14 protein-coding genes are annotated in these 17,423 nt (G+C 62.4%); 7 read left to right on the top strand and 7 right to left on the bottom strand.

Translation table 11 applies throughout. The features are described from left to right. Positions 1–109 precede the first annotated feature (109 nt). The 3 genes from V1286_RS32290 to V1286_RS32280 all read right to left on the bottom strand — a co-directional run bounded on the left by V1286_RS32290 (position 110) and on the right by V1286_RS32280 (position 3,294). Positions 110–1,723, bottom strand: coding sequence for a benzoate-CoA ligase family protein (locus tag V1286_RS32290; protein ID WP_334486733.1), 1,614 nt, complete (start codon positions 1,721–1,723; stop codon positions 110–112). Continuing rightward, positions 1,720–2,859, bottom strand: a complete 1,140-nt coding sequence (locus V1286_RS32285; protein WP_334486731.1) for an FAD-dependent monooxygenase — start codon at positions 2,857–2,859, stop codon at positions 1,720–1,722. The genes V1286_RS32290 and V1286_RS32285 overlap by 4 nt, the downstream gene beginning before the upstream one ends. 225 nt (positions 2,860–3,084) lie before the next feature. Continuing rightward, positions 3,085–3,294 carry a hypothetical protein gene (locus V1286_RS32280; protein ID WP_334486728.1) on the bottom strand — a complete coding sequence of 70 codons (210 nt, stop codon included), beginning with the start codon at positions 3,292–3,294 and terminating at the stop codon, positions 3,085–3,087. Between the two features lie 243 nt (positions 3,295–3,537). Here V1286_RS32280 and V1286_RS32275 point away from each other — a divergent pair, with 243 nt between their 5' ends. Then, positions 3,538–3,897: a hypothetical protein gene (locus V1286_RS32275; RefSeq protein ID WP_334486725.1), complete on the top strand. Its 360-nt coding sequence runs from the start codon at positions 3,538–3,540 to the stop codon at positions 3,895–3,897. A 45-nt stretch (positions 3,898–3,942) separates the two neighbouring features. Here the strand turns inward: V1286_RS32275 and V1286_RS32270 are convergent, their stop codons facing one another. Continuing rightward, positions 3,943–4,770, bottom strand: coding sequence for a cysteine rich repeat-containing protein (locus V1286_RS32270; protein WP_334486723.1), 828 nt, complete (start codon positions 4,768–4,770; stop codon positions 3,943–3,945). Between the two features lie 197 nt (positions 4,771–4,967). On the opposite strand from V1286_RS32270, the gene V1286_RS32265 reads away from it, so the two are divergent. Both V1286_RS32265 and V1286_RS32260 read left to right on the top strand, forming a co-directional pair. Further along, positions 4,968–6,170 carry an efflux RND transporter periplasmic adaptor subunit gene (locus V1286_RS32265; RefSeq protein WP_334486721.1) on the top strand — a complete coding sequence of 401 codons (1,203 nt, stop codon included), beginning with the start codon at positions 4,968–4,970 and terminating at the stop codon, positions 6,168–6,170. A 10-nt stretch (positions 6,171–6,180) separates the two neighbouring features. After that, the gene (locus V1286_RS32260; RefSeq protein ID WP_334486718.1) at positions 6,181–9,342 is read left to right on the top strand and encodes an efflux RND transporter permease subunit; all 3,162 of its coding nucleotides are present in this window, start codon (positions 6,181–6,183) and stop codon (positions 9,340–9,342) included. Positions 9,343–9,484: 142 nt separating this feature from the next. On the opposite strand, the gene V1286_RS32255 is transcribed toward V1286_RS32260, so the two are convergent. Next, entirely contained in the window at positions 9,485–10,486 is a 1,002-nt protein-coding gene (locus V1286_RS32255) for an NADP-dependent oxidoreductase (protein WP_334486716.1), read from the bottom strand. 221 nt (positions 10,487–10,707) lie between these two features. Between V1286_RS32255 and V1286_RS32250 the strand changes: the two genes are divergently transcribed. Beyond that, complete coding sequence (locus tag V1286_RS32250) at positions 10,708–11,997, top strand: dicarboxylate/amino acid:cation symporter (RefSeq protein WP_334486713.1); 1,290 nt, start codon at positions 10,708–10,710, stop codon at positions 11,995–11,997. Positions 11,998–12,009: 12 nt separating this feature from the next. Continuing rightward, the gene (locus V1286_RS32245; RefSeq protein WP_334486710.1) at positions 12,010–12,933 is read left to right on the top strand and encodes an amino acid ABC transporter substrate-binding protein; all 924 of its coding nucleotides are present in this window, start codon (positions 12,010–12,012) and stop codon (positions 12,931–12,933) included. On the opposite strand, the gene V1286_RS32240 is transcribed toward V1286_RS32245, so the two are convergent. Together V1286_RS32240 and V1286_RS32235 are read right to left on the bottom strand one after the other, a co-directional pair. After that, on the bottom strand, positions 12,934–14,250 hold the full coding sequence (locus V1286_RS32240) for a bifunctional folylpolyglutamate synthase/dihydrofolate synthase (protein ID WP_334486708.1): 1,317 nt from the start codon (positions 14,248–14,250) through the stop codon (positions 12,934–12,936). It abuts the gene before it with no gap. Then, a complete protein-coding gene (locus V1286_RS32235) occupies positions 14,250–15,248 on the bottom strand; it encodes a hypothetical protein (protein WP_334486704.1) in 999 nt (332 codons plus the stop codon). The genes V1286_RS32240 and V1286_RS32235 overlap by 1 nt, the downstream gene beginning before the upstream one ends. A gap of 289 nt (positions 15,249–15,537) precedes the next feature. On the opposite strand from V1286_RS32235, the gene V1286_RS32230 reads away from it, so the two are divergent. Beyond that, entirely contained in the window at positions 15,538–16,311 is a 774-nt protein-coding gene (locus V1286_RS32230) for a ferredoxin--NADP reductase (protein ID WP_108512401.1), read from the top strand. 229 nt (positions 16,312–16,540) lie between these two features. Beyond that, a complete protein-coding gene (locus V1286_RS32225) occupies positions 16,541–17,413 on the top strand; it encodes a patatin-like phospholipase family protein (protein ID WP_334486699.1) in 873 nt (290 codons plus the stop codon). Positions 17,414–17,423 lie beyond the last annotated feature (10 nt).

The raw sequence follows: 17,423 nt of genomic DNA, 5'->3' as shown, positions 1-17,423 counted from the left end.
GAAGCGACGAAGCAATCCATCTGTCCCCGGGCGGAAAGATGGATTGCTTCGCGGAGCCTGTCATCGGGCGCGCATTCGCGCGACCCGCTGGCTCGCAATGACGAGCCGGCTACATCTTCATCAATGCTTGCCGGTCGATCTTGCCCGTGCCGGTCTTCGGCAGTTCGCCGATGAACCTGATCTCGCGCGGATATTTGTAGGGCAGCAATTTTTCCTTGACGTAGTCCTGCAGCTTCTTCGTGGCTTTGTTCGGATCGAATTCGCCCTGGTTCATCACCACCACCGCCTTCAGCGTCATGCGCCGATCCGGCAGTTCGGCGGCGAAGACAGCGCATTCCCTGATATCGGGATGCTCGGCAAGGCAGAGCTCGACCTCCAGCGGGTAGACCCATTGGCCTGATATCTTGATCAGGTCGTCGGCGCGGCCGCGGAAGAAATGGAAACCGTCGGCATCGCGGAGGAAGCGGTCGCCGGTGTAGATCCAGCCGCCCTCACGAATGGTCTCCGCCGATTTGTCCGGCCGGTTCCAGTACAGCGGCGTGTTGGAATCGCCGCGTACCCACAAAATGCCTTCCTCGTTGTCGCCGACCTCGTGGCCGTCCTTGTCCCTCAGCAGGATCTCGTAGCCGGGGACACGCAGGCCCGCCGCGCCGAGCTTCTTTCTCTCGGGGCGGTTGGAGAGATAGATGTGCAGCACTTCGGTCGAGCCGAGCCCCTCGATGATCTCGAGTCCCGTCAGCGCCTTCCAGCCGTTGAATACTTCCGCCGACAGCACCTCGGCGGCCGAAAGCGCCATCCGCAGCGAGGAGAAGTCGGTGGCGGCCGCACCTTCGGCCTTGGTCAGCGAGGTGTAGAGCGTCGGCAATCCGTAGAACACCGACGGCCGGTATTTTCCGATCGCCTCGAAGATTGTAGCCGGCTTCGGCTGGCCGGGCAGCAGCAGCGTCGCCGCGCCGACCGAGAACGGGAAGGTGATGGCGTTGCCAAAGCCGTAGGCGAAGAAAATCTTAGGCACCGAGAAACAGATGTCATCGGGCGTAAGCCTGAGCACGTTGCGCGCGAACGCCTGCTCGCTATAGGCCATGTCGTGCTGCAGATGCACGATGCCCTTGGGACGACCGGTCGAGCCGGATGAGTACATCCAGAACGCCATGTCGTCGCGTCTGGTGTCGGCTTCCGGCAAATCAGTGGAGAATCCCTGCAGCCATTGCTGCGCAATCAGGGCTTTCGGCACGGCGTGTTCGCCCGCCGCGCCATTGACCACGACCAGGGTTTGCAGCGGCGTGTCCTTGCAGGCCTCCGCATTGAACCGCGAGGTAAACTCGGCCTCGGCGACCGCCACCGCCGCGCCGGCGTCCGAAAGGTAGAATTGCAGCAAATCCGGCGGCGTCAGCGTGTTGATCAATAGCGGCACGAAGCCGGAGCGCACCGCGCCGAAAAACGCCGCAGGATAGGCCGGCGTGTCGTCGAGGAACATCAGGATGCGGTCGCCACGCTTCAGGCCCAGCGATTGAAAACCGTGGCCCCATTGCGAAGCCTCGGCGCAGAGCTCTGCGTAGGTGCGCGTGCCGCCGGGGCCGGTCAGCGCCAGCCGGCCGCCGCGGCCTTGGGCGAGATTGTCGAACAGGATGCGGCCAGCGTTATAGCTTTCCGGAATCGCAAATCCGATCTCGCGCGCGCCCGGATTGTTGCGGGGAACCAGATCGTAAATTTCTGATGTCATGCTTGGCTCCCGATCTTCTTTTCCGCCTCGTAGCGCGCCATGAATTCCGGCGACATCGCGCGCAGCCGCGCGTCGGCGATCCGCCCGGAACGGGTGATGTAGCTGTAGGCAAAATCCATCAGGTCGAGCTTCATGTGTTCGTCGAAGTGTTCATACCAGTCGGCGCTGGTGCGCGCCGCCGTCACCAGCTTCTGCACGATCGGCTTGCGTTCGGCCTGATAGCGGGCGAGGGCCGCGGCGATATCGTTCTCCGCCTCCAGCGCCTTGGTCAGCGCGATCGCGTCTTCGATGGCGAGCCGGGTACCCGAGCCGATCGAGAAATGCGCGGTATGCAGGGCGTCGCCGATCAGCACCATGTTGCCGTGCGACCAGTTCTCGTTCCAGATCCAGGGAAAATTGCGCCACACCGATTTGTTCGAAACCAGCGCATGGCCGTCCAGCGTGTCGGCAAAGATCTCCTCGCAGATCGCTTGCGACTGCTCGATGGTCTTGTGCTCGAAGCCATAGGCCTGCCAGGTCGCCGCGTCGCATTCGACCAGGAACGTGCTCATGGAGGGTGAATAGCGATAGTGGTGGGCGTTGAATGAGCCGAGACCGGTCTTCACAAACGTCTGCGACAGCGTGGCAAAGCGCTTGGTGGTGCCGTACCAGGCGAACCTGTTGGTCGAGTGCGAAACCGAGGCGCCGAATTCCTTCTCAAAGCCGCGGCGCACCAGCGAGTTCAGCCCGTCGGCAGCGACGATCAGGTCGTACCCCCCGAGTTCGTCCAATGACTGGATCGTCGTGTTGTATCGCGCCGTGATTCCCGCCGCGCGCACGCGCTGCTGCAGGATGGTCAGCAGCTCCAGCCGGCCGATCGAGGAGAAGCCAATGCCGTCGATCTCGACGCTTTGCCCACGCAGGTTGAGCGTGATGTTCTTCCAGCTCTCCATCCGCGGCGTGATGGCGTCGACGGTCTCGGGATCGTCGGCGCGCAGAAATTCCAGCGCCTGTTCGGAGAACACTACGCCAAACCCCCAGGTCGCGCCTTCGGGGTTCTGTTCGAACAGGTCGATATGTGCGTCCGGATGACGCCGCTTCCAGAGATAGGCGAAATAGAGGCCTCCGGGGCCTCCGCCGATGACGGCGATACGCACGTCTTCCTCCCAATCGACAGTATACTGATTAATTTTGGGCCGGAGACTAATCCGCGCCGGAAATTTGCGCTACCAAAAAATAACAAGGGGAACGGAAACTGGCGTCCGGTCCCGGCCGCGTCAGGACCGGGCGCCAATGCGCCGTTTCGCCTCCCCGGTTCTGTCCGCGAACGGTTGTGCGCTATGCGGTGACCCCGGCTTGTCTTCGACGGAGACGCCCGCGGTTCAGCCGCAGCGGCGAACCTTCACGCCGTTCACCCACACGGTCCTGCAGATCACGGCAGGCTTGCGGACGACGACTGCGCCGCGGGCTCCGGCGCAGCCGGCGCGATAGACGCCGCGGGCACAGACCGCCGCGTTGGCCTCGGTGGCTTCAAACGTCATGGTGGCGGAAAAGGACAGCATGGCGGCTGCCATCAGCAGAAGGGAACGCATGTTAATCTCCCGGACTGATACTGGTTGATGTTCAGGTTGAAATTTTTCGGAAGGTTCTGCGGATACCCGTCACGGCGTGCGCGCACGCCGATCTCGCTTCGGTTGACGGCCGGCATGAACGCCGGACGTCCCCTCATCTCTTCTCGGACCACCGCAAATCAGGCGGGCCTTCTTGCTTCCTGATCGCGGACCCGCTGTAGTGAAGCTCTCATTCATCGTTGCAGTGAAAACCAAGGAAAACCCATGGCGGAGGTCAGAGCCAAATGGCTGGCGTTCTATTCCGAACATGTCGAGCCGGTCTCCAAGGAAGTATTTTCTCACGTCGAGAAGTTGATCATCGGGACGTTGATCGTATCGGCCGGCGCCCATGTCTCGAGCAGTGAGCCGGCAATCGTGCTGTTCGGCTATCTGCGCCATGGTCTCATCGGCCGCGGCGTCATGTTGTTCGGCGTCATTCTCCTTCTGCTGAACTTCGTCGACGGCCTCTACAAGCTCGCAAAGCTCAATTGGCATATTGCGTACCAAGCCCTGATGGCGATCCTTTATGTCTCGCTATCGATACGGCTCATTCAGCTCATCCTCGCCTTTCGCGGCGGCGAGTGACCGGCGGTCCCCAGATCAATGAAGGACCGCCGCAGGGGCGTGTGATTAACGTGCCGCGAACTGGGACAGCACGTACTTGCAGGCCGGCGAAAGCTGCGCGGCATTGGTCGCCAGACACTGCACGATCCGGCCGCCGCCAGGCTGCACGCCGCCGCAGATCGTGCGGACGTCGGCGCCGCAGGCCGATCGCAGCACCAACAGTTCTTCGCGCGGCCGCATCGGCCGCAGCACGATCACGGCCGGCGCCGCCGGTGCAGCGGCAGCCGCCGCGCCTGCCGCGGGTGCCGCCGCTGCTCCTCCACCGCCGCTCGTGGCGGAAACGGCCTTCTCGCAACCGGCCGAGAGTTTCGTCTTGTTTTTTTCCAGGCATTGCAGGGCCGGCGCGCCGCCGGTCGGCACGCCCGCGCAGACCTTCGGATAATCGGAGCGGCATGCGCTGCGGATGGCGGAAATCTGTGCGCTGGTCGGCTGTCCGGCTGCGGGCGCTGCTGCGGCCTTTGGCTCGGCTGATTTCGCCGGCGCCGTCGTTGCAGCCGCGGGAGCAGCCGTTGCAGTCGCGGGAGCAGCGGCTTTCGGCGCTGCAGTCTCGGCCGCCTTGGCGGGCGCAGCCGCTGGCGCTGCCACGGCGCGCACTGCGCCCTGGCAGCTCGATGAGAGGCTCGACATGTTCTTCTGCAGGCATTGCAGCGAGGCCTCGCCGCCCGGCGGCACGCTGGAGCAATGCGCGATGTAATCGGAGCGGCACTGCGATTTGATGGCGTCGCGTTGCGCCTGGCTCGGCGCTTGCGCGAAAGCCGGCGCTGCGGTTGCCAGTATCGCAGCAACCGAAAGCCACGGCGCAAGCTTGCTCGCACGTTTCCACGTGTTGATCATTTGAATAAATCCTTTTGTCGTCGCAGGAAGCCGCCGCTTCAACCGCAGTAAAATTTCGTCGTAAGAATTCTAACGGCCGGCATCATTTTCGCTTTCCGGTTTCACTGCAAGCGGATTGTTGCTATTTTCATGGGGTGGCGCCGAACGCCGATTTCTGAATAGACATTTTTCTGAACAACCCAATTGAGGCACGAAAAATGAAGTCCACGCGTTCGCCAGCACGCTTGAGTCTGCACCGCACCATCGGACAAGGAGCTGCTTCGGTCCTGCGCGCGGCGCTCGCCATTGCCGCGTTCGGCATCTTAAGTGCCTGCGAACAAAATACTTTTGTCCCGCCGCCGCCGCCGAAGGTCGATGTCGCGGTGCCGGTGCAACGGTCCTTCACGCGTTATCTGGAAGCGACCGGCAATACGGCTGCGATCAAGAATGTCGATCTGGTCGCGCGGGTGCAGGGCTTTCTGCAATCGATCAATTACCAGGACGGCGCCTTTGTGAAAGAAGGCACGTCCCTGTTCACGATCGAGCCTGAAACCTACAAGCTGAAGCTCGAACAGGCGCAGGCCGCGGAAGCCGGCGCGCAGGCAACCGTGAGGCAGGCCGAGGCGGACTTCAAGCGCCAGCAGGAATTGGTGCAGCGGCAAGCCGTTTCCCAGGCGACGCTGGATACTTCAACGTCAACGCGCGACAACGCGCAGGCGAGCCTGCTGCAGGCCCAGGTCAATACCAAGATCGCGGCGGTCAATTACGGTTATACCAATGTGACTGCGCCGTTTGACGGTGTCGTCAGCGCGCATCTCGTCGCCGTCGGCGAACTCGTCGGCGTCTCGTCGCCGACGCAGCTCGCCACCATCGTGGCGCTCGACCCGATCTGGGTGAATTTCAACGTCAACGAACAGGACGTGCTGCGGATCCGCACGGAGGCCCGCCGGCGTGGGATGACGCCGGACGATCTCAGACAATTGCCGATCGAAGTCGGATTGCAAACCGAGACCGGTTTTCCGCACAAGGGCAAGCTCGACTACGCCGCCGTGACGCTCAACCAGTCGACGGGCACGCTCCCGGTGCGCGGCGTGCTGCCCAATTCCGATCGCGCGTTGCTGCCGGGGTTCTTTGTCCGGGTCCGCGTTCCCGTGGATCAGGTGCAGAGCGCGTTGTTCGTGCCGGATGTTGCGCTGGGCAGCGATCAGTCCGGACGCTACCTGCTGGTCGTGAACGGCGAAAATATCGTCGAACAGCGCAAGGTGCGGGTCGGGCCGCTCGAAGGCGAGCTGCGTGTCATCGAAGAAGGTCTGAAGGCCGACGACCGCGTCGTCACCGCCGGGCTGTTGCGCGCGATTCCCGGCCAGAAGGTCGATCCGCAACTGAAAAAGATCGAAGCACAGCCAATAGCGGCCAAGTAGGAGCCGGGCCATGATTTCGAAATTTTTTATCGAGCGGCCCGTTCTTTCCAACGTCATCGCGATCCTGATGATCCTGATCGGCGGCGTCTGCCTGTTCCGGCTGGCCGTCGCGCAGTATCCTGAGGTCGTGCCGCCGACGGTGCAGGTGACCACCCGCTATCCCGGCGCCAGCGCGAAAACCGTGATCGATACGGTGGCGCTGCCGATCGAGCAGCAGGTCAACGGCGTCGAGGACATGCTCTACATGCAGTCCTACAGCGGTGCCGACGGCACCTATACGCTGACGGTCACTTTCAAGATCGGCACCGACCTCAACTTCGCGCAGGTGTTGGTGCAGAACCGGGTGTCGAGCGCGCTGGCTCAACTGCCGCAGTCGGTGCAGAGCCAGGGCGTCACCGTGCAGAAGAGATCGACGGCGATCCTGCTGTTCGTGACGCTGACGTCGCCGAAAGCGACCTATGACAGCCTGTTCCTGAGCAACTACGCCACCATCAATATCCGCGATGAGCTGTCGCGTTTACCCGGCGTCGGCAACGTCACCGTGTTCGGGGCCGGCCAGTACTCGATGCGGGTCTGGCTCGATCCGAACAAGCTGTATGCGCGCGGGCTGATGCCGCAGGATGTCATTTCGGCGATCCAGCAGCAGAGCCAGCAGGTCACCGCGGGCCAGGTCGGGGCACCGCCAGCGCCCGCAGGGCAGGCGTTCCAGTATACGCTGAACGTCAGTGGACGGCTCGCTGACACCAGCGAGTTCGAGAACGTGATCGTCAAGACCGGCACCAGCGGCGACGTCACGCGCGTTCGCGATGTCGGCTGGGTCGAGCTCGGCGCCCAGACCTACAGCCAGGCGTTCTCGCTCAACAACAAGCCGGCCACCGGCATCGGCGTATTCCAGTCGCCCGGCGCTAACGCGCTCGAGGTCCAGCAGGCCGTCGAGAAGAAGATGCAGGTGCTAGCGAAGGCGTTTCCGCAGGACGTGACCTACGACACGCCGTTCGACACCACCAAATTCGTCTCGGAATCGATCAATGAGGTCTACAAGACGCTGATCGAGGCGGGTTTGCTCGTCCTCGTCGTGATCCTGATCTTCCTGCAGGACTGGCGCGCGATGCTGGTGCCCGCGACCACGGTGCCGGTGACGATCATCGGCGCCTTTGCTGCGATGGCGGCGCTCGGCTTCACCGTCAATATCTCGACCCTGTTTGCGATCGTGCTCGCGATCGGCATCGTGGTGGATGACGCCATCGTCGTGGTCGAAGGCGCAGCCCACAATATCGAGAAGGGCATGTCCGGCCATGACGCCGCGATCAGTGCGATGGACGCGCTGTTCGCGCCAATCATCGGCATTACGCTGGTGCTGATCTCGGTGTTCCTGCCCTCGGCGTTTCTGCCGGGATTGACTGGGCAGATGTATGCGCAGTTCGCGCTGGTGATTGCCGCAACCGCGCTGCTCAGCGCCATCAACGCGGCGACGCTGAAGCCGACGCAATGCGCATTGTGGCTGCGCCGGCCGGTGCCGCCGGAACAGCGCAACTTTTTCTATCGCGGCTTCAACGCGGTCTATAACCGCGTCGAGGCCGGCTACAGCCGGCTGATCGGCCGCCTGGTCGCGCACAGCAATGTTTCAGTCGTCTGCGCGCTGATTCTGATCGCTATCGGTGGCTACGGCCTGTCGCGGGTGCCGACCGGCTTCATTCCGATCGAGGACCAGGGCTATCTCCTGGTCGCCGTGCAATTGCCTGATGGTGCGGCGCTTGAGCGTACCCAGCGTGTGCTTACCCAGGTCAGCGAGATAGCCGGCAAGGCCCCGGGTGTCGATCAGGTGATCGCCATTTCCGGCATCTCCGCGCTCGACAATTCTTCCAGTCTCGCCAATGCGGGCGTCGCCTATTTGATCTTGAAAGAGTGGAGCGCGCGAGGGCCAGGTGAGGATCTGCGGTCGCTGTTCGTCGGATTGAACGAAAAACTGTCCGTCATCGAGGAGGCGCGGATCCTGGTGGTTCCACCGCCGCCGATCCAGGGTATCGGTAACGCCGCCGGCTTTGCGATGCAGGTCCAGCTCCGCGACGGCAATTCCGACTTCAGCAAGTTGCAGGCGATCACCGGCGCGATCGTCGCCAATGCGTCGTCACAGAGCGCGCTGCAGCGGGTCAGTTCGCCGTTCCGCTCGATGGTGCCGCAGTTCGACATCGAGGTGGACCGAATCAAGACCCAGACGCTGCATGTCACGACCGACCAGATCTTTTCGACGTTGTCCACTTACATGGGTTCGACCTTCGTCAACCAGTTCAACAAGTTCGGTCGTACCTTCCAGGTCTATGCGCAGGCGGACGCGCAATTCCGCCTGACGCCGCGTGATATGCAGAACATGATGGTGCGTAACAGCAATGGCGACATGATCCCGCTCGGCACGGTGGCAAAGATTACGCCGGCGGTCGGTCCGTCGCTGATCAGCCTGTACAATCTGTATCCTTCCGCAACCATCATCGGTCTGCCGGCGACGGGTTACAGCTCAGGTCAGTCGATGAATCTGATGGAGCAGATTGCCGCGAAGACCCTGCCGCCCGGCACGGGCTTCGAGTGGACGGCGATGTCGTACCAGGAGAAGGTCGTCGGCGGCCAGATCTACTGGGCGTTCGGCCTGGGCCTGCTGCTGGTCTACCTCGTGCTGGCCGGACAATATGAAAGCTGGTACGCGCCGATCTCGGTGATTCTCGCGGTGCCGCTGTCCTTGCTCGGCCCTATGATCGTGCTGACCGGTTTAAGGATCGAGAACAACCTCTATACCCAGATCGGCATCATCCTGTTGATCGCGCTGTCGGCCAAGAACGCCATCCTGATCGTCGAGGTGGCGCTGGAACTGCACGTGCGCGATCGCAAGCCGTTGCTGGAATCCGCCATCGAGGCGGCGCGAGCCCGGTTCCGGCCGATCCTGATGACGTCGTTTGCTTTCATCTTCGGCATGATCCCGCTGGTGCTTGCAACCGGCGCCGGCGCCAACGCCCGGAAGTCGATTGGCATCACGGCGGCCTCGGGCATGCTGGCCTCGACCTGTCTGGCCGTGCTGTTTGTGCCGACATTCTTTGTCGTGATCCAGCGGTTCGAGAACTGGGTGAAGGAGCGCAAGGTGAAGAAGACGGGCGCGCAGACGGCGCCTGCTGCGACGCACTAGATCAAGGGTGGGCAAAGCGACCTGTCCGCCGTAGCTCAACGAGCGAAGGCGGAAGCGTGCCCACCATCACTAGCACGGCAAGAAATGGTGGGCACGGCGCGTTGCGCCTTTGCCCACCCTACGGATTGCTACGGACTTCGCCTTACACCCGCACCATGCGCTTGCCGCGGTTCTCGCCGGCGAGCAGGCCGATCAGCGCCTTCGGCGTGTTCTCGATTCCGTCGATCACGTCTTCCTGCACCTTCAGCTTTCCCGAGGCGACCCAGGACTGCAGGTCGGCCAGCGCCGCAGCGCTCTGGTCCATGTAGTCCATCACGATGAAGCCTTGCATGATAAGGCGTTTGACCACGATCAGGCCGGGCACGCCGCGGGGGCCATGGGCCGACGGCACGCCGTCATATTGCGAGATGGCGCCGCAGCAGGCGATGCGGCCGCGGTTGTTCATCAGCGAAAGGCAGGCTTCGAGAATGTCGCCGCCGACATTGTCGAAATAGACGTCGATGCCCTTGGGCGCTGCGGCCCGCAGCGCCTTGAAGGTGGCGCCGTCCTTGTAATCGACCGCGGCATCGAAGCCGAGCTCGGAGGTGAGCCAGTGGCATTTGTCCTTACCGCCGGCGATGCCGATGACGTTGCAGCCCTTGATCTTCGCGATCTGTCCGACGATTGATCCGACCGAGCCGGCCGCGGCCGACACCACGACGGTCTCGCCGGCCTTCGGATTGCCGACGTGCAGCAGGCCGAAATAGGCGGTGAGGCCAGCGATGCCGTACACGCTGAGCAGATGCGTCATCGGTTCCATCTTTGGCATCTTGGTGAGATGTTTTGCTGGTACGGCGGCGTAATCCTGCCAGCCGGTGTCGCCGAATACGATATCGCCCGCTGTCAGTCCGGGCGCTTTCGACGAGACGACTTCGGCGATGCTGCCGCCTGCCATCACGGTGTTGGCCTCGACGGCGGCACGATAGGTCGCGCCGTGCATCCACGCCCGGTTGGCGGCGTCGAGCGAGATATAGCGTGTCCGCACCAGCGCCTCGCCGTCCTTCGGCTCGGGCACTGCGCCGTTGACCATCTTGAAATGCTCGGGCCCGAGCTTGCCGGTCGGCTTCTCGACCAGCAGGATCTGACGATTGACAGCGTCGTTCATGATGTTGTCTCCCCTCGGCGTTGTTGTTCTGGCGTTTCCGGATGCAATTGGCTGCGCATCAGGCGATCACCTGCACAGATTGTGCGCTGCATGAACGCTAGTCGGCGCGCGCGCATTTCACAACGGGAACATTCTGGCAAGCGTACAAAACGCCGCAAGCTTGTTGCGTCCTCATTCAAATCTGCCAAACTTGTGGTTGCCGGAAATACGGGGGTGCAAGAATGTCCAGCAGGTTTACGCAGTATATCCTGATCGCTATGGCGCTTGGCATTGTGATGGGAACCATCGTCTTCAACTATATGCCCGACAGCCGGGTGGAAATCGCGGCCGACGTAAACCTGATCGCCATGCTGTTCCTGCGCCTGATCAAGATGATCATCGCGCCTTTGGTGTTCGCCACCCTTGTCGGCGGCATCGCCCATATGGGCTCCGGCTCGAAGCTCGGCCGCGTGTTCGCCAAGACGATGGGCTGGTTCGTCAGCGCTTCCTTTGTCTCGCTGCTGCTTGGCCTGGTGATGGTCAACCTGCTGCAGCCCGGCGCCAACTTTCCCGGCACGCTGCCCGACAAGACGCAATCGACCGGCCTGCCGGTCTCGGCGTTCTCGATCGAGAAGTTTCTGACTCATCTGATCCCGACCTCGATCGCGGATGCCATGGCGCAGAACGAAATCCTGCAGATCGTGGTGTTTGCCGTGTTCTTCGCGGTCGCGCTCGGCGCGATGCCGGAGCGCGCCAAGCCGATCATGGGGCTGATCGACGACCTCGCCCACATCATGCTGAAAGTGACCGGCTATGTGATGCTGTTCGCGCCGATCGCGGTGTGGGCGGCGATCATGGCGACGGTGTCGAAGAACGGCCTCGGCGTGCTGTGGAAGCTGATCGTGTTCATGGGCGGCTTCTATCTCTCGCTTCTGATCCTGTGGGCCATCCTGATCGTGGTCGGTTTCATCGTGATCGGGCCGCGATACAGCCATCTCTTGCGACTGATCCGTGAGCCGCTGATGATTGCGTTCTCGACCTCCTCCTCGGAAGCCGCCTATCCCAAGACGCTGGAAGGCCTCAATCGCTTCGGCGCCTCCTCGCGGATTTCGTCCTTCGTGCTGCCGCTCGGCTACTCGTTCAATCTCGACGGCACGATGATGTATTGCACCTTCGCGAGCATATTCATCGCGCAGACCTATCACATCGAGATGTCGCTCGGCACGCAGCTCGCGATGCTGGCGACGCTGATGATCACCTCGAAGGGCGTCGCGGGCGTGCCGCGCGCCTCACTGGTGGTGATCGCCTCGACGCTCAGCCAGTTCGGCATTCCCGAGGCCGGTCTGTTGATGATCATGGGCATCGACACGTTCCTCGACATGGGACGCAGCGCCACCAACGTGATCGGCAATTCGCTGGCGACCGCCGTGGTGGCGAAATGGGAGGGCGAGCTGAAGGCCGAGCATGAGCTCGGACCCGATGACGTCGTGCCCACCGACGCCGTTCCGGGCGACCCTGTTCCGGCACATTGAGGGGAGAGATGAATGCATCAATTCCCAAGGAGGTTGGCAGGGGTCGGCGCAATGCTGCTGGCCGCCTGCCTGCTGGCCACGCCGGCGTCTGCCCAGACCGCCAGCGAAGGGCTCAGCCCGACGCTCGCCAACATCAAGCGGACGCATGTCGTGCGTCTCGGCTACCGCGAGAGTTCGCCGCCGTTCTCGTTCCTGGACCAGTCCAACCGGCCGATCGGCTACAGCCTCGAACTGTGCGAGGCGATCGTCGAGGAGATCGGCGTCGAGGTCGACGATGCCAATCTCAAGATTGAATACGTTAAGGTCACTTCGGATGACCGCATTCAGGCGGTGGTGCAGAACAAGATCGACCTCGAATGCGGTTCGACCACGGCCAATGCCGAGCGCGCGAAACAGGTGGCGTTCTCGCCGCTGATCTTCGTGGCCGGCACCAAGCTGATGGTGCCGAAGGCGTCCACCATCTCGGCGCCCACGGACCTGAAGGGCAAGACCGTGGTGGTGACCAAGGGCACCACCAACGAGCAGGCCATGCACGCGATCGACAAGAAGTTTTCGCTCGGCCTCAACATCGTGACGGCACCCGATCACGAACAGTCCTATCAGACGCTGGTGGACGGCAAGGCCGATGCGTTCGCGACCGACGACATCCTGCTCTACGGCCTGATCGCGCGGCACAAGGCGCAGGGCCAATTCAAGGTCACCGGCGAGTATCTGTCCTACGATCCCTACGGCATCATGTTCCGCAAGGGTGAGCCGCAGTTGAAGGCCGTGGTCGAGCGCACTTTCCAGAAACTCGGTTCGGGCCGTGACCTGATCCCGCTCTACAACAAATGGTTCGTCGCGCGACTGCCGACCGGGGAAAAGCTCGGCGTCGCGATCTCGCCGCAACTCGAGGAAGCCTTCAGGGTGCTCGACGACAAGCACGGAAGCAACTAGTCAGAAGAAATGCAGGTCTTGCGGGCGGCCGCCACGGGCGGCCGTTGCGTATTCGATCGCCAGGAACAGGCCGCCGGCGACATAAATTCTTTGCGAATGCGCGGCAGCAACGTCCCCCGCCAGTCGCACCGCCTCCTCGATCGAGGCGGCGACACGGAGGCTCGCGGCGGGGTTGGCGCGCGCGGCAGCGGCGGCGATGCGTTGCGCGTCCGCTCCCTTGTGATGCGCCGCCGTGCAGATGATCGTATCAAACGACGGCGCCAGCGCGCCGACGATTTCCTGCGCCTTCTTGTCGCCAGATGCACCGATCACGAGGATCCAATCTTCGCTGCCATGGATCGCCAGCAGACTTGCCAGCGATTGCCGGATGCCGTCGGGGGTGTGACCGACGTCGATTACGGTGAACGGGTCCTGACTGATGACCTCGAGGCGGCCGGGCCATCGCGCATCGCGCAAGCCGGCGCGTATCGCAGTCTCGACTCGGTCCGGAGGCTTGCGCGGCTGCTCGCGCTGCAGCCAGAGCAGGAACAGGGTGACGGCAATGGCCGAGTTGTTGAACTGGAACGCGCCGGACAGGCTCACTTCGAGGTGGCGATAATCATGATATCCGAACTGGAAATCGAAATGCTGGCCTGAGGCTGCCGTCACCGCATTATCGATACGGATATCATCGCGGATGAACAGCGGCGTGCAGCCGCGCGCGCGATTATACTCGACGAGGTGCGCCCGCAAGCCTCGGCAGTTCTCGCCATAGACGATCGTGCCGCCGGCAGCGCAGGCGTCGCTCTTGTCCGATACGATCAGTTCAAGCGAGTTTCCGAGCAGTTCGACATGCTCGTAATCGACCGAGGTGACGCAAGTTTCGCGCGCGCCGATCAGGCGCACCGGATCGTAGCGTCCGCCGATGCCGGCTTCGAACACGGTGAAGTCGCATCCGCTCTCCTGGAAGTGCAGGCAGGCGAGTGCGAACAGCGCTTCGAAAGCGCCGAACTGCTCGCCCATCCGCTTCGAGACGTCGGCGATGACGGCTTCGACCCGCCGCTTCAGGCGAGCGAGCGCGTCGTCGTCGATCTCGACGCCATCGACCTGAATCCGTTCGTTGAAACGGAAGAGATGCGGGGAGGTGAAGAGGCCGGTGCGCAGGCCGTAGGCGCGGCCGATACCGGCGCACATCGCCGCCGTGCTGCCCTTGCCGTTCGAGCCGGTCACCACCACCGAGATGCGCTGCAGCCGCAGGCGATCGATTCCGAGCGCTTCCAGCAATCCGGCCATGCGCGCGAGGCAGATGCCGTCGCCGTATTTCGGCAGGTCGAACACTACAGCAATCCCATGGTGGAGAAGGTGTGATGCCAGATTTTTAGAATGAGATCGCCGCGATTGGATTGCTCCAGTAGTCGGATCGCGGGATTGGAATTGATCTCGATGATCTCGATTGCATCCGGCTTGCCACCGATATCGACGAACATGTCGATGGCCGCGACGCGGAGACCGATCGCACGCGCAGCCTGCCGCGCCAGGGTGATGGCTTTTTCGGATGGCGCCGGTGCCAGCACCATCGTGCCGCCCGCGCTCAGATTCATGCGCCCGGGAATCTCGCGGCGTTCGCCCTTTGCCGGGACAGTATCGAGCGACGGATCCTGGTTCGGCAGCGAAGCAGGCGAGAGACCGCGCGCGCGCAGGGCATCATTGTGGACGGTGAGCAATTCACGTGTGGTATGCACGCCGTCGCCCGTGACGGACGGCGGATATTTTCGCGCGCAATAGAGCGCGTCGTCGTCAAGCAGGAAAACGCGATACTCGCTTCCCTCGACGATCGGCTGGATCAGCACGGCGTCGTAATATTTCGGCACCTCGTCGAGATAGCGAATGAACGCCGCGTCGCCGTGAATGGCTTGCGCGAAATCGCCGCGCGATCCCGTCAGAGGCTTGACGAAAGCTGATCCGCCCAATGTCTCGAAATGGGCAAGCGCATCGCTGCGCTCATGTCCCGCCGGGCGCTGCGCGCGATAGCGCTCGTGCAGGAAGAAATATTCGCCGCCAAGCGCCGGGACGCCGGCTTCGCGCAAGATCCGGCTCGTAAAATGTTTGTCGGACGCCAGCGTCGAGGCGGTCGCGCTGTTCTGCGGATACCAGGAGCATCGGCCGGCGCCGAAATGAACCAGCCCGTCGCGCGAGGCGACGCTGAAGATCAACCCCGACCCGCCGTCGAGGTCGCGAAAATGGAGCCCAAATTCAGCGCAGGCAAATTCGGCATAGATCGCCTGGTCCGGATAGAAGCCCGGTTTTCCCTTTCGAAATTCAGTTGGGCTCCGCATGCGATCTCTTTTGAAACGTTCTTAATTTGACATGGTCATTTATTGCCAGATCGGTGCCGAATTCAGCAAGTTAATTGCGCGAGAAAGCGTTAACGAAGCCAATCGAACCTTTCTGCAAATTAGACCGACAGCCATTCCGAGTTCTCGATTGTGCTGTAGGTCATATTGACTATGTATCTGCTGTGCGCAAATGAAGCGCCAAATCGCCAGTAATTTCGCTGATTTCTGGCACTTCAAGGCCCGAAGACCGAAACGTTCTACATCGAGACGTCAGGAAAAACGAAAACCCATGAGCGCATTCTATAGAGAGAAGGTTCTTTCTGTTCGCCACTGGACCGATACGCTTTTCAGCTTCCGGGCCACCCGTGATTCCGGTTTCCGCTTCCAGAACGGCCAGTTTGCGATGATCGGCCTCGAGGTCGAGGGCCGGCCGCTTTTGCGTGCCTACAGCATGGCGAGCGCCAATCACGAGGAAGAGCTCGAATTCTTCTCCATCAAGGTCGCGGACGGGCCGCTGACCTCGAAGCTGCAGAAGATCCGCGCGGGCGACGAGATTCTGGTCGGCCGCAAGGCGACCGGCACGCTGATCACCGACAATCTGATTCCGGGCAAGCGTTTGCTGCTGCTGTCGACCGGCACCGGTCTCGCGCCGTTCGCGAGCCTGATCAAGGATCCCGACGTCTATGAGCGCTTCGAGACCATCGTGCTCGTTCACGGCTGCCGCCAGGTTTCCGAACTCGCCTATGGCGAGGAACTCGTCGCCAAGCTGCGCGAGGATGAGCTGTTCGGACCGCTGTTGTCGGAGAAGCTGCTGTATTACCCGACGGTGACCCGCGAGCCGTTCCGCAACCGCGGCCGCATCACCGACCTGATATCGTCGGAGCAGTTGTTCAACGACATCCACCAGGCGCCGCTCAATATCGAGACCGATCGCGTCATGATGTGCGGCAGCCCGGGGATGCTGGACGAGTTGAAGCAAATGTTCGAGTCCGGCGGCTTCCTCGAAGGCAGCCACAACACGCCCGGCCATTTCGTGATCGAGAAGGCGTTCGTCGAGCGTTGATGAGTTGACCGTCATTCCGGGATGGTCCGAAGGACCAGACCTCAGATGCGCAATTGCGCATCGGGGAACCTCGAGATTCTCAGGGGCGCAAGGGGCGCCCCATAGTTCGATGCTTCGCATCGCCCCGGAATGACGGCGGGCCTGTGTAGCCCACCCCATCTCCCACTGCTATAAGCGCTCCCGAACGCCGTGCGGCCTGTTGCCGACGCTGCGATGAGGGAGTTCGCGCGTGTCGGTACGCGACGAGATCGGTCCGGCAAAGACCGCCTTCGTGTTTGCGGGCGGCGGCAGCTTCGGGGCCATTCAGGTCGGTATGCTGCATTCGCTTGCCGCGCATGGCGTCGCCGCTGATATGGTGGTCGGCTGCAGCGTTGGCGCCCTGAACGGCGCATTCTATGCCGGCGATCCTACGCTTGATGGCGTGCAGCGGCTCGCCGCGATCTGGCGCGGTTTGACGCGGCACGACGTCTTTCCGATGAGCTGGCGGACGGTGCTGAGTTTTCTGTGGCGCCGCGATTTTCTGATTCCTCATGACGGCATCCGCAAGCTGATCGAGGATCACATCCCCTATCGCAATCTGGAAGAGGCGAAGCTGCCGGTGCATATCGTCACCACCGACATCGTCTCCGGCGACAGCGTGGTGTTGTCGGAGGGCTCCACGGCGGAGGCGATCGTCGCGTCCACCGCGATCCCGGGCGCGTTCTCGCCGATCCGCTACAAGGATCATTATCTCGCCGACGGCGCGATCTCCAGCAACACGCCGATACAGGTCGCCGTGAAGAAGGGCGCCAGGCGCCTGATCATTCTGCCGACCGGGCACGCCTGTGCGAACCAGGCGCCGCCGGTCGGGGCGGTCGCCAACGCGCTGCACGCGCTCACGCTCCTGATCGCGCGGCAACTGGTCACCGAGCTTGAAATGCTTGCGTCCGATATCGAGTATTTCGTGGTGCCGCCGCTCTGCCCGCTGGTGGGCTCGCCCTACGATTTCTCGCGAACCGCCGATCACATCGACCGCGCCATTCTCTCCACCGACGCCTGGCTGGCCCAGCACGGCCTGCAGCAGGGCAAGATCCCGCACGAGATGCGGTTGCACAGCCACTGACTGGCCGGCC

The organism is Bradyrhizobium algeriense (assembly GCF_036924595.1).
Taxonomy (GTDB): domain Bacteria; phylum Pseudomonadota; class Alphaproteobacteria; order Rhizobiales; family Xanthobacteraceae; genus Bradyrhizobium; species Bradyrhizobium algeriense.
The sequence above is the reverse complement of the archived record's forward strand: the minus strand, read 5'-3'. Positions and strand labels throughout refer to the sequence as shown.

Coding starts and splice junctions, on each gene's coding strand:
- V1286_RS32250 (WP_334486713.1), top strand. CDS start 10,708: ATGTCCAGCAGGTTTACGCAGTATATCCTGATCGCTATGGCGCTTGGC.
- V1286_RS32255 (WP_334486716.1), bottom strand. CDS start 10,486: ATGAACGACGCTGTCAATCGTCAGATCCTGCTGGTCGAGAAGCCGACC.
- V1286_RS32230 (WP_108512401.1), top strand. CDS start 15,538: ATGAGCGCATTCTATAGAGAGAAGGTTCTTTCTGTTCGCCACTGGACC.
- V1286_RS32265 (WP_334486721.1), top strand. CDS start 4,968: ATGAAGTCCACGCGTTCGCCAGCACGCTTGAGTCTGCACCGCACCATC.
- V1286_RS32260 (WP_334486718.1), top strand. CDS start 6,181: ATGATTTCGAAATTTTTTATCGAGCGGCCCGTTCTTTCCAACGTCATC.
- V1286_RS32275 (WP_334486725.1), top strand. CDS start 3,538: ATGGCGGAGGTCAGAGCCAAATGGCTGGCGTTCTATTCCGAACATGTC.
- V1286_RS32280 (WP_334486728.1), bottom strand. CDS start 3,294: ATGCGTTCCCTTCTGCTGATGGCAGCCGCCATGCTGTCCTTTTCCGCC.
- V1286_RS32235 (WP_334486704.1), bottom strand. CDS start 15,248: ATGCGGAGCCCAACTGAATTTCGAAAGGGAAAACCGGGCTTCTATCCG.
- V1286_RS32270 (WP_334486723.1), bottom strand. CDS start 4,770: ATGATCAACACGTGGAAACGTGCGAGCAAGCTTGCGCCGTGGCTTTCG.
- V1286_RS32290 (WP_334486733.1), bottom strand. CDS start 1,723: ATGACATCAGAAATTTACGATCTGGTTCCCCGCAACAATCCGGGCGCG.
- V1286_RS32245 (WP_334486710.1), top strand. CDS start 12,010: ATGCATCAATTCCCAAGGAGGTTGGCAGGGGTCGGCGCAATGCTGCTG.